Annotated in this window: 11 protein-coding genes; all 11 read left to right on the plus strand. The window is 32.2% G+C overall.

Going from position 1 to position 12,491, the window contains the following annotated elements; translation table 11 throughout:
* Position 1: 1 nt before the first annotated feature.
* Genes cobA through BLV71_RS16325 form a run of 11 tightly spaced genes read left to right on the plus strand, consistent with a single transcriptional unit; the run spans position 2 to position 12,488 of the window.
* Positions 2 to 1,546, plus strand: coding sequence for a uroporphyrinogen-III C-methyltransferase (gene cobA, locus BLV71_RS16275; protein ID WP_093871570.1), 1,545 nt, complete (start codon positions 2 to 4; stop codon positions 1,544 to 1,546).
* Positions 1,547 to 1,550: 4 nt separating this feature from the next.
* Complete coding sequence (locus tag BLV71_RS16280; protein WP_093871571.1) at positions 1,551 to 2,483, plus strand: sirohydrochlorin chelatase; 933 nt, start codon at positions 1,551 to 1,553, stop codon at positions 2,481 to 2,483.
* The gene (gene cobI / locus BLV71_RS16285; RefSeq protein ID WP_093871572.1) at positions 2,480 to 3,190 is read left to right on the plus strand and encodes a precorrin-2 C(20)-methyltransferase; all 711 of its coding nucleotides are present in this window, start codon (positions 2,480 to 2,482) and stop codon (positions 3,188 to 3,190) included. Before BLV71_RS16280 ends, cobI begins: the two co-directional genes overlap by 4 nt.
* The gene (gene cobJ / locus BLV71_RS16290; protein WP_093871573.1) at positions 3,187 to 4,563 is read left to right on the plus strand and encodes a precorrin-3B C(17)-methyltransferase; all 1,377 of its coding nucleotides are present in this window, start codon (positions 3,187 to 3,189) and stop codon (positions 4,561 to 4,563) included. Before cobI ends, cobJ begins: the two co-directional genes overlap by 4 nt.
* Before the next feature lie 2 nt (positions 4,564 to 4,565).
* A complete protein-coding gene (bluB, locus tag BLV71_RS16295; RefSeq protein ID WP_093871574.1) occupies positions 4,566 to 5,207 on the plus strand; it encodes a 5,6-dimethylbenzimidazole synthase in 642 nt (213 codons plus the stop codon).
* The gene (gene cbiE / locus BLV71_RS16300; protein WP_093871575.1) at positions 5,208 to 6,407 is read left to right on the plus strand and encodes a precorrin-6y C5,15-methyltransferase (decarboxylating) subunit CbiE; all 1,200 of its coding nucleotides are present in this window, start codon (positions 5,208 to 5,210) and stop codon (positions 6,405 to 6,407) included. It begins immediately after the preceding gene.
* The gene (gene cobM, locus BLV71_RS16305) at positions 6,408 to 8,249 is read left to right on the plus strand and encodes a precorrin-4 C(11)-methyltransferase (protein ID WP_093871576.1); all 1,842 of its coding nucleotides are present in this window, start codon (positions 6,408 to 6,410) and stop codon (positions 8,247 to 8,249) included.
* Positions 8,250 to 8,267: 18 nt separating this feature from the next.
* Entirely contained in the window at positions 8,268 to 9,059 is a 792-nt protein-coding gene (locus BLV71_RS16310; protein WP_093871577.1) for a precorrin-6A/cobalt-precorrin-6A reductase, read from the plus strand.
* Positions 9,050 to 10,135 (plus strand): cobalt-precorrin-5B (C(1))-methyltransferase CbiD, encoded by a 1,086-nt coding sequence (gene cbiD, locus BLV71_RS16315; RefSeq protein ID WP_093871578.1) that lies wholly within the window; start codon positions 9,050 to 9,052, stop codon positions 10,133 to 10,135. Before BLV71_RS16310 ends, cbiD begins: the two co-directional genes overlap by 10 nt.
* Entirely contained in the window at positions 10,132 to 10,848 is a 717-nt protein-coding gene (locus BLV71_RS16320) for a hypothetical protein (RefSeq protein WP_093871579.1), read from the plus strand. The genes cbiD and BLV71_RS16320 overlap by 4 nt, the downstream gene beginning before the upstream one ends.
* Complete coding sequence (locus BLV71_RS16325) at positions 10,845 to 12,488, plus strand: AAA family ATPase (RefSeq protein WP_093871580.1); 1,644 nt, start codon at positions 10,845 to 10,847, stop codon at positions 12,486 to 12,488. The genes BLV71_RS16320 and BLV71_RS16325 overlap by 4 nt, the downstream gene beginning before the upstream one ends.
* The last annotated feature ends 3 nt before the right edge of the window (positions 12,489 to 12,491 follow it).

Below are 12,491 nucleotides of genomic sequence, written 5' to 3' on the forward strand. Positions count from 1 at the left end.
AATGAAAAAAGGTGTTTCAATACTAGGTTTAGGTTGGTTAGGTTTACCATTAGCTTTACAACTTCAAAAAAGCGGTTATACTGTTAATGGAAGTACTTCAAGACTCAGTAACTTAAAATCATTAGCTACATATTCTTTTCACACCTGTAGAATAAAAGTTGAAGCTGATACCATTATTGGCGACTGGGAATCTTTTATTCATGATACATCTACGTTAATTATAAATTTTCCTCCCAAGCGAATTGAAAATATTGAAACCATTCATCCGCTTCAAATTAAACAAATTATAAAACATACACCGAAAACAACAAAAATTATATTTGTTAGTTCCACATCGGTATATCAAAACACCAATACTCTTGTAAGTGAATCTCTACATTGCATTCCTGAAAAAGCTTCTGGTAAAGCTCTCATAGAAGCTGAAAAGTTATTACAACAACATTTTGGAAATAACTTAACGATTCTTCGTTTAGCAGGGTTAATTGGTCCAAAACGCCATCCTGGAAGATTCCTTGCTAATAAAAAACAATTAAAAAATCCGAATGTTCCAGTTAATTTAATTCATCAAAAAGATGTAATTAACCTGATTAAAAAAATTTTAGAACAAGATTGTTTCGGTGAAACTATTAATGGCTGTGCAGATATTCATCCTAAAAGAAAAGATTTTTATGAAAATGCAGCAATTAAATTAAACATGTCTCCTCCAATTTTTGAGATACCAATTAAAGAAAATTATAAAATAGTTGATAATTCAAAATCAAAATCAGTATTAAATTTTGAATACCAATTTTCAAATCCTGAGTGGATTTTCACAAAAGAATATTTACCTGAAGTTTCTATAGTGGGTTGTGGTCCAGGTAACAAAAACTTGTTGACTTTAAAAGCTTTTGAAGCCATTGAAAATGCTGAAATTATTTTACACGATAATTTAATTTCTGATGAAATATTAGCCATAAATACGCAGGCTGAACATATTTACGTAGGTAGAAAATATGGTGATAAAGGCGATCAAGAAACGCGTCAGAACAACATCAATGTATTGATGAAAAAACACTGTGAGCAAGGAGATAATGTAGTTCGCATAAAATCTGGAGATCCATACATCTACGGAAGAGCAGCCGAAGAGGTTCGGTTTTTAAAACAGCATAATTTACCTTTTACTGTGGTTCCAGGAATTTCTGCTGCGTTAGCCGCTGCTAGTTCTGTAAACATACCTATTACGGAAAGAAGACAGTCGAACGCCATTTTAATTTGTACCGCACATACGGCAGATTATTCTACCGCGCAGCTTAAAGGAATTGCTGAAATGCTAAATGCTGGTAACACACTAGCTTTGTATATGGGCTTGAAAAGTATGGATAAAATTGTTCCTAAATTAATGGAAGTATGTAAGAACCCTGATATTCCTATTAATGCGGTTTCAAATGTATCAAGAGAAAATGAAGTGCTACTTTCTTCAACATTAGGTGAGATAGAAAACGATATAAAAAAACAAGAACTACAAATGCCTGTAGTATTTTTAATAGGAGTAAAACCAATTAATTAAAAGAATGAAAAAAGGAATTTTACTTTGCGGACACGGCAGTAGAACCAAAACTGGAACCGATGCTTTTAAAGAATTAGTTTCCATTTTAAAAGCCCGTTATACAGATTATGAGGTTGATTATGGCTTTTTAGAGTTTAATCACCCAGTTTATGAAGCTTCTATTGAACGTATGTATCAAAAGGGTATTCGTGAAATTTATGCGCTACCAATCATACTTTTTGCGGGTTCGCATGCTAAGAATGATATTCCTTATGAAATGAATACCATACAAAGCTATTATAGCGATTTAACTATAAAAATGGGAAAACACCTTGGTGTAAATTCATTTTTATTAGAATTAGCTCAAAAAAGAGTTTTGGAAGAAGAAAGCAAACATACACCGATGGATAGAAAAGAGGTGTGCTTAATCGTTGTAGGTAGAGGAACAACCGATACTGACGCAAATTCTGATGTTCATAAATTAGCTTGTATGTTGGGAGAAGGTATGGGCTTTGGTTTTACAACAGTATCCTACAGTGGTACCGCCTACCCTAATGTTACTAAAAGTTTAGAATTAACAAGTAAAATGGGCTTTAAACGAACGATTGCGATCCCTTTTTTCTTTTTTACTGGTATACTATTAGAGCGTATTTATAATCAAATTCGAACATTTAGTGAAACTTCTCCTTATCAATATGTGTACACCAAAGCTTTTGGTAGCGATGAGCTTATTTTAAAAGCTTTTGATGAACGACTAGACGAAGCTATCAATGGTACGGCAAACATGAATTGCCAATTGTGTAAATACAGAAAACAAATTGTTGGTTTAGAATCGGAAGTAGGAAAAGAACAAGTAGGACATCATTTAGGTGTAAAAGGTGTTTTGTTTGAAGAAGATGAAAAAGTTGGTCAAAAAAACAGCGTATTTACTAAAATTAAAAAAGGTTTAGGAATATGATAAAAGGTACAATATACGGTGTCTCTTTAGGTCCTGGTGATCCTGAGTTAATTACTTTAAAAGGATTAAAAACCTTACAGAAAGTAGATAAAATATATTACCCTGGCTCTTTATTTAAAAATGGCAGAAAAGCTAGCTATTCACATTCTATTTTAAATAACTATAATTTAGATTCACAAAAACTCGAAGGATTTTATTTAAAAATGGATTTAGAGAGAGCGCAAGCAAAAGTTATTTATGAAACAACCTTTCAACAAATACTTTCTGAGTATAATAAAGGATTATCTATAGCAATTGTTAGCGAAGGAGATATTAGTACTTTTAGCTCTTTTTCTTATCTGTTAGAAAAAATACAAGCGCATAATTTACCTATTAATTTAATTCCGGGTATTAGCTCTTACTTGCATTTAGCATCTGAAAGTAAAACTCCTTTATGCTTACAAAACGAAAAAGTAGTAGTAATTCCTCGCATACAAACCAAAGAAGAACTACAAGAGGCTATTGCTAATTTCGACACTGTAGTATTAATGAAAATTATATCGGTTGTTGATATAATTACTGCTGTAATCGACACTAAAAAACATAGCGTTACTTATGCCGAACGCTTAGGAACGAATCAACAATTTATAACTAATAACTGGAGTACTGCCAGCACAAGAGAAACACCTTATTTTTCTCTTATGATTATTAAAAAAATAAACAAATGAAAATAACTGTAGCAGGCTTAGGTCCTGGAGATATCAATTATATGTTGCCCGTAGTTAAAAATGCTTTAGAAAAAGCAGACGTAGTTATTGGTTACGATTATTATTTTCAATTTGGAGCATCACTTTTTAAAGAAAATGCTGAACTTATTTCAATGCCCTTAGGTAAAGAAGAAGCAAGAGCTCATAAAGCTATTGAAAAAGCAAAAGAAGATAAATATGTAGTGGTTATTGGTTCTGGTGATGCCAGTATTTATGCCATGGCTGCCATTGTTTATGAAGTGGTATCTAAAGGAAATGATGATGCCATTGAATTAGAAACACTTCCTGGTGTTTCAGCATTTTTAGCTGCTGGTAGTAAATTAGGTGCACCGCTAGGTCATGATTTTTGCTGTATTTCATTGTCTGATTTAATGACACCTTGGAACAAAATTGAGCAGAGAATTAAAGCTGCTGCAATGGGAGATTTTGTAACCAGTTTATACAACCCAAAAAGTAAAAAAAGACATTGGCAGTTAGGTAGATTGCAGAAAATATTTTTAACAGAACGCTCACCTGCTACCCCAGTTGCAATTATAAGACATATAACACGTCCAGAAGAAGAACTTAAAATTACCACTTTAGGAGAATTTAACCCTGAAGATGTAGATATGTTTTGCTTGGTAATGATTGGAAACTCGCAAACCTATCGTTTTAAAGATTATTTGGTTACTCCAAGAGGTTATTTAAATAGAAAACCACATACAGGTAAAGAAATTCAACAAGAAAGTTTTAGAATTGTTACCGATCGTATTAAAGGAATCCCTTTTTCTATTACTGATAAATGGGCAGTAACGAGAGTTATTCATACTACAGGAATTTTAGAAGATTTTAATCATTATTCAGCAACACCGAATGCTATTGAAAATTGGCATACGCATCTTAAAAATGGTGGAGAAATTGTTACTGATGTTACCATGGTAAAAGCAGGAATCACAAAAGCTTTTATAAAAGAATACGGAAATCAAATTCACTGTTTATTAAATGATGAAGATGCACAAGCGCTAGCTAAATCGGCAAATATTACGCGCTCACAAGCTGGAATTCGAAAAGCCATTGAAAAACACCCGAATGCTTTGTATGTAGTAGGAAATGCTCCAACGGCTTTATTCGAAATTGTTGAACAATTAAGAGACAATGATACTTTTAAACCTGTTGGTATAATTGGAGTACCTGTTGGTTTTGTGAATGTTTTAGAATCAAAAGAACAATTATCACAAATTGCAACTACCGATTGGGTTATTATTGAAGGAAACAGAGGTGGTAGTAATGTTGCAGCAGCTATTACAAATGCAGCTTTTACGTTACCGGAAGCTTCAACTTATTTTAAATCTTAAAAATGAACAAATTCACTCCAGAAAATATAGAAACCTTAGAGCAAATAATACTTGCTCGTAGAGATGTTAGAGGTAATCGTTTTATAAACACACCTATTCTTCAAAAGGATTTAGATAAAATTCTATTTGCTGGAGTAAATGCACCTTCTGTTGGATTTTCTCAACCATGGGAATTTGTAGTTATTAAAGATTTAGACATTAGAAATAAAATAAAAGACAGTTTTTTTGAAGAAAACGAAAAAGCAAAAACTCTTTTTGAAGGAAAAAAAGCCGATGCCTACACGCAATTAAAATTAGAAGGAATTGTAGAATCGGCATTAAATATCGCTGTTTTTTATAAACCAAGTGAACACCCTGTTTTAGGGCAAACTACTATGAAAGAAGCCGGTGTTTACTCAGTAGTATGCGCTATTCAAAATATGTGGTTAATGGCAAGAGCTTTAAACGTTGGTTTAGGTTGGGTAAGTATTTTAGACCCAAACAAGATTAAAACCATTTTAAATGCTCCTGAAAACAGACAGTTAATAGGTTATTTATGCTTAGGGCATGTAGATAAGTTTTATGAAAACCCAGAGTTAGAAAGTTTGCAATGGGAAAAGCGTAAAAATATAAACGATGTTGTTATTAAAGAATGTTATCAATAAATGAAGCAAATACATTCACATATCGACTTTTATTTAATTGGAATTAGCAATCATCCTAGTCCGAAATTGAATGATGATGTCTTGAAATTAATTAAAGAAGCATCTGTTTTTTCTGGTGGAAAACGACATTATCAATTGGTAAAATCGTTCCTACCCGAAAACCATACTTGGATTGAAATTTCAGGTAAAATAGATGCGCTGATGAATCAGTATAAAAAAATTACGACAACGATTGTGGTTTTTGCCTCTGGTGATCCTTTTTTCTATGGCTTCGGAAATACGTTACAACGCTTATTACCCAATGCTAAATTAAGCGCTACTCCTTATTTTAATAGTATTCAATTGTTATGTCATAAAACACAAACGAACTACAATACATTAAAATCGGTATCTATACACGGTAGAGATTGGTCAGCACTAGATGAAGCACTAATTCATAGAAACGAATTAATCGGCGTATTAACCGATAACAAAAAAACACCTGCCGAAATTGCGAAACGTATGCTGCAATATGGTTTTGATAATTACTCAATAACCATTGGAGAAGCTTTAGACGGAGATAATGAACATATTGAACAACTAGATTTAGTTTCTTGTTCTAACAAAACACATGATAATTTAAACTGTGCATTATTAAAACAAACAGCACCTAAACACAAACCTTTTGGTATTCCTGATGCATCCTTTATTCCATTAACGAATAGAGCTAACATGATTACTAAAATGCCTATTCGTTTAAGTACAATTAATGCGTTAGAATTACAAAATAAAACGGTGTTTTGGGATGTAGGAGCTTGTACTGGATCTGTTGCTATTGAAGCGAAACAACATTTTCCGCATTTACAAGTCGTTGCCTTTGAAAAACGAACTGAATGCGCATCTATAATTCAACAAAATACAGAACGTTTTTCAACACCTGGAATTGCTATTATTATTGATGATTTTTTTAATCTCAACTTAAATGATTTTGAAATTCCTGATGTTGTTTTCATTGGTGGTCACGGTGGACGCTTAAAAGAACTACTCCATTTAATCCATAAACAAAACCCGGCAGTACGATTCGTTACTAACGCTGTAAGAGAAAGCAGCACTAAAATATTTACAGAAGAACTTACAAAATTGAATTACATCGTTAATACTAGTGTTATTCAAGTAAACCAACATAATAAAATTAGCATTCACACAGCTGAACTAAAATAAATGAGAAAAATAGCCATCATAGCAGTCACTGAAAAAGGAATAGAAAAAGCCCTTATTATTCAGAAAGAATTTCCAAAATCATTAGTCATAACTACTTTACAGTCTAGTAATGAAAGTGTATCAACTATTACGTCTATTTCTGACTATTTAGCTGATAATTTTATGAAACTAGATGGTATTTGTTTTGTAACAGCCTTGGGTATTTGCGTACGCTTAATTGCTCCGTATATTCAAGATAAAAACACCGATCCAGCAGTAATTTCTGTTGATGATTTAGGGTTACATGTGCAATCTGTATTAAGCGGACATAAAGGTGGAGCGAATGATTTTGCATCAAAAACAGCGAGTGTATTAGGAGCAAATGCTGTAATATCGACCTCAAGTGATGTACAAAATATTTGGGCTTTAGATACTCTTGGAAGTCAATTTAATTGGCAAACAGAAAGTTCAATAGCTAAAAATAAAATAATGGCATTGTTTGCTAATAACAAACCTACTGCGTTACTTTTAGATATTAAAGATAAAGGCACACAGCATTTAGAAAAAACAGTTCCTAGTTTTGTGACTATTTTTTATAATGAAAAAGATATTGATTATACACAGTTCGAATTATTTATTGCGGTAAGTTATAAAGTTTACGAAGCAAAAATTCCTAGTTTATTTTTAATTCCGAAAGTATTATCTGTTGGTTCTGGATGTTCTAAACAATTAGATTTCGAGTTATTTCAAGAAACCTTAAAATCAAAACTAGCTGCTGAAGGATTATACTTTTCTGCCATCAAAAACTTTGGTTCTATTGATATTAAAGCGGAACAGCAAGCTTATTTAGATTTTAGTGAGGCTAACAATATTCCTTTCAGCACATTTACTTCTGATAGAATAAACACTGTTACGATACCTAACCCAAGTGCAATGGTACAATCAAAAATTGGTGTTAATGGTGTTTCAGAATCTTGCGCGATGTTACTTTCTGGAAATAATGATTTACTTGTTGAAAAACAGAAAATTCATTTAGAGAACAGTGAAAAATTCACTTTTTCGGTTGCTTTAAGCGCTGAAGTAGCTCGTAAAACAACGGTTGCTATTATTGGTGCAGGACCTGGTGATGAGGAATTAATAACTGTAAAAGGAAAACAATATTTAGAAGAAGCAGACTGTGTGTTATATGCTGGAAGTTTGATTCCTGAAGAAATGACCAATTGGTGTAAACCAGGAGCGGTAGTTAGAAACTCTGCAATGATGACTTTAGAGGAGCAAGTATCTTTAATGCAAGAACATTATAAAAAAGGAAACGCTATTGTTCGTTTACAATGTGGTGACCCTTCTTTATATGGTGCTATTCAAGAACAAATGACCATTTTTGATGAATTGGAAATGGATTACTTTATTGTACCTGGTATTTCTTCTTTTAGTGCAGCAGCAGCAGTATTAAAATCGGAATTCACCATACCCGAAGTAGTACAATCTATTGTATTAACTCGTGGTGAAGGAAAAACTCCTATGCCATCAAAAGAAAGTATTTCAGCATTTGCAGCAACAAATTCAACCATGTGTATCTTTTTAAGTGTTGGTATTGCTAAAAAAGTAGAAGCACAACTATTAGAACATTTTGATGCCGATACACCCGTGGCAGTTATGTATCGAATTTCTTGGAAAGATGAAGAAATATTTCAAGGAAAATTAGAAAACCTGGCACAAATTGTAAAAGAGAGTAAAAAAACTAGAACTGTATTAATTGTAGTAGGTCATGCTATTGGAGCTCGTAAAAACAGATCGCAGTTATACAGCCCTGAATGGAAACATATTTTTAGAACTAATAAGAAATTTGTAGTTACAGAATAATTCATAAATAAGAAGAAAATGATATTAGTATTTGGAGGAACAACAGAAGGTAAAAAAGTAGCAACATTGCTTCAAGAGAAATCGATGCCTTTTGTGTACTCAACAAAAACAAATATTCCTTTTCAAGAAAATGATATTGCAAATTATAGATATGGAGCTTTAGATCAAAAACAGTTAGAAAAATATCTGCTAGAAAACGATGTGAAAATTATTATTAATGCTTCTCATCCTTTTGCTGAACTGCTCCATAATACAATTGCTAACGTAGCAGAAAGTTTACAAATACCAGTTATTCGATTTGGTAGAAAACTACTTCCAAGAACAATAAACCCATTAGTTTCGTATGTAAATACTTATGATGATGCTTGTGAGTTATTAGAAAAACATCAGGTAATACTGGCTTTAACAGGTGTTCAATCTATTAAAAGATTAAAACCTTGGTGGCAAAAACAATCTATCTTTTTTAGAATACTGAACAGACCAGAATCCTTAGCTATTGCTGCTGAAAGCAACTTCCCTGAAAAACAATTGATCTTAGGTTTGCCTTCAGATAATTTGGAAAAAGAAATAGACTTAATTAACACAAAGTCTATCGATTTAATCTTAACAAAAGAAACAGGAAACAGTGGTTTTTTAAGCACAAAAATTAATGCTGCTTTAAAAACGGATACACAAATCATCATCATCACACAACCAGAAATCCCACCTTACTTTCAACAAGTATTTAATGTAGTTGAGTTAGAAAACTTACTTACTAGTACGCAACGTTCATTATCGCTAACTAATAACACTACTGTAAAATGGGATTAAGAAAAGTACCTAAAGGTCCCTTAAGAGAAGGTTTTACAACCGGAACTTCTGCAACTGCAGCTGCTAAATCAGGATTGATGGCTATTATTCATCAAAAAAAGATTAATACAGTTAGTGTTCATTTACCTATTGATAAAGTTCTTGAAATACCAATTCATCATTGTGAGTTTACTGAAAACACCGCTAAATGTTCAGTTATTAAAGACGCTGGTGACGATCCTGATGTAACAAATGGAGCCGAAATTGGATGTATTTTAAAGTTAACGCAAGAAAAAGAAATTCAGTTTATCGCAGGTGAAGGTGTTGGTACTGTTACGCTTAAAGGTTTGGAACTTGCTATAGGAGAGCCTGCTATTAATCCTGTACCTAGAAAAATGATTACTAGTGCTATTCAAAAGTTATTGCACGATTATGATTTAGAATGTGGTGTATCGGTAACCGTATATGTTACGGATGGCAAAAAGTTAGCAAAACGTACACTTAATGAACGTGTAGGAATCATGAATGGTTTGTCTATTTTAGGTACAAGTGGTATCGTAAAACCCTACTCTTCCTCTTCATATATAGCAAGTATAGAACAAGGTATTGATGTTGCAATTGCTAATAACATTTCAGAGTTAGTTATTAATTCAGGCGCAAGAAGTGAAAAGTATTTATCTAATAAATTCAATCATTTACCTGAATATGCTTTTATCCATTACGGAAATTGGATTGGTGAAACACTCACTAAAATAAATAAATCTCCCATTAAAAAAGTTAGCATTGGTATTATGCTAGGAAAAGCTGTAAAACTAGCTGGAGGAGTTACAGATACGCATAGTTGTGTTTCCAGCTGGAATAAAGATTTTGTCGTTGATTTAGCTCTTCAAGTTGGTTTTTATGAAGCTGATAAAATCAAAGAATTAAACATGGCTGGGAGGTTAATTGAATTATTTGATTTTGAACAAAACTCTCCTTTCTTTCAATTATTACTAGAACATTGTTACCAACATACACATATAAAAATTAAACAGGTAGAGTTAAGTATTTACCTTATACATAAAAACGGAACCCTTATTAAACATATTAAAAAATGACTTTAACTTCTTTAATTAGGCCTTTAATGGCTGGAATTTTACATTCATTTGAACCAGATCATGTTACAGCTGTTTCAGTACTAGCAACTGAAAACGCTATTAACAAAAAAAAGGTCAGCTTCAAAACTGTATTTAAAGCATCACAATGGGCTTTTGGTCATTCTGTAACCTTATTACTTTTTGGAGGAATTGCCTTACTATTTAAAAGCATGGCAACTCTTTTTGTAAATGATATTTCTTTCTATGCTGAGTTAGCAGTTGGGCCTATTATGATTTGGTTGGGAGTTGTAGCCATTAAAAGAAATCATGCTATTAATGAAATGGTAAATGATCATAAAAAGATTGAGCCACATGAGCATGAACTGTCTAACCCTATACATTTACATGGTACTAAAGGAGAAGAAATAGCTGTTAACCCAATGAATAAATCATTCTGGATTGGTATGTTACACGGTCTTGCAGGTACTGGAGGTGCATTAACATCTGCATTAGTTCTAAGTAGTACAACAGTAACAGACGCTATTCTAATTCTAGCAGTTGAATCATTAGGTATTATTATAGCAATGGGAGTTTACAGCTATGTATTAATAGCAGTAATGAGTCGTTTTTTAGAACGAAACTTAGCTATTTTTAAATGGATGAATGGTATTGCAGGAGTTGCTTCTGCTATTATTGGAGTTATATGGTTATATAATAGTATTTCTGGATTATGATAAAAAATCAAAAACATACTAATTTTCCTTTTTCAGCTATTGTTGGTCAAGATAATTTTAAACTAGCACTTATTTTAAATTTAGTTGACCCTCTTATTGGCGGAGTACTAGCTATTGGAGATAAAGGAACTGGAAAGACTACATTAATTCGTTCGTTAACCAATTTAATGGGAGAACAACAAAATTATCCTTTTATTAACTTACCTATTGGTGTTTCTGAAGACCGACTTATTGGAAACATCGATCTAGAGCAATTGATAAATGCTAAAAAGGAAATCATTAACCCTGGTTTAATGGCAAAAGCACACCAAGGAATTTTATATGTTGATGAGGTTAATTTATTACAAGATTACCTTACTGATATATTACTAGATGCTGCTGCTTCTGGTAATTATTATTTAGAAAGAGAAGGTGTATCACATTATTTTAAAAGTAGGTTTTGTTTAGTAGGCTCTATGAACCCAGAAGAAGGAAATCTAAGACCACAACTAAAAGATCGTTTTGGCTTGAGTGTTTTAATAAAAACACCAACCGACTCAAAAATACGTCAACAAATCATAAAGCAACGTTTTCAATTTGATGATAATCCTTCGCAATTTATTAATTCATACAAAGAGCAAAATGAAAAAATAGCTACGCGAATTAGCAATGCTAAAATAAAATTGAAATCTATAAAAATAGAAGATGCTATTATTGAGTATTGTAGTGAATTAGCGATCAAACATCAAGTAGAAGGGCTACGTGCTGATATTTTATTAGTAAAAACAGCTAGAGCTTTTGCTGCATATCAAAACATTTCTGAAATAACTAAAGAGGCTGTCGATACTATTGCTGATTTCGTATTAAATCATCGAAAATCACAAACGCCCCCTAATCAACAAAACGATTCTCAAAAACAAGAAAATAAATCTCAAGAACAATCTTCTGAAAACAATCCTTCAAAAGAAGAAAATATACATATTCGTATTCCTAAAAACACATTTCAAAAACAAAAAGAAACTACATCCAATACAATTGAGCAAGGAGTTAAAGCTCGTTTAAACAAGGAAGGTACTATACTAGAAAGCGATACAAAAAAAACGGTAAGTCAATATTTAGCAACTGATAAATTCGAATTGAAAACGAAACGAAAAAATAACCTTTTAAAGCAACATCATATCTTTTTAATAGATTCTAGTGGTTCAATGTTAAAGGAGCAAATCATAGCTTATGCTAAAGGAGCAGTCAATAAAATCGCTGAAAACTCGAAAACTCAGAACACACAGTTTTCTATTGTGTCTCTATTTAATGGAGGAGCTCAATTAATTTTAAGTCATACTAGCATTTTACAAGAATTAGAAAACACGTTAACAACACTTAAAACTGGAGGTAAAACAAGTTTAAAAGCCGGTTTTAAACAAGTTAAATCAATTTGTACTGACATAGATTACAACCACAATCTTCATATAATTACTGATGGTAAACTAAATACTGGAGACGATCTTGAAGCTACAGTATTGGCTTTTCAAACATTTTGTAAAGGAATAAAGAACACACAAGTAATAGATGCAGAAAAAGGATTTGTTAAAATTGGAGAAGCTTTAGAATTTTCAAATAGAATTAATGCAAACTATGAAATTTTAATTACTGAAACCTTATAATTT

It is taken from the genome of Tenacibaculum sp. MAR_2010_89 (genome assembly GCF_900105985.1).
Taxonomy (GTDB): Bacteria; Bacteroidota; Bacteroidia; order Flavobacteriales; family Flavobacteriaceae; genus Polaribacter; species Polaribacter halocynthiae.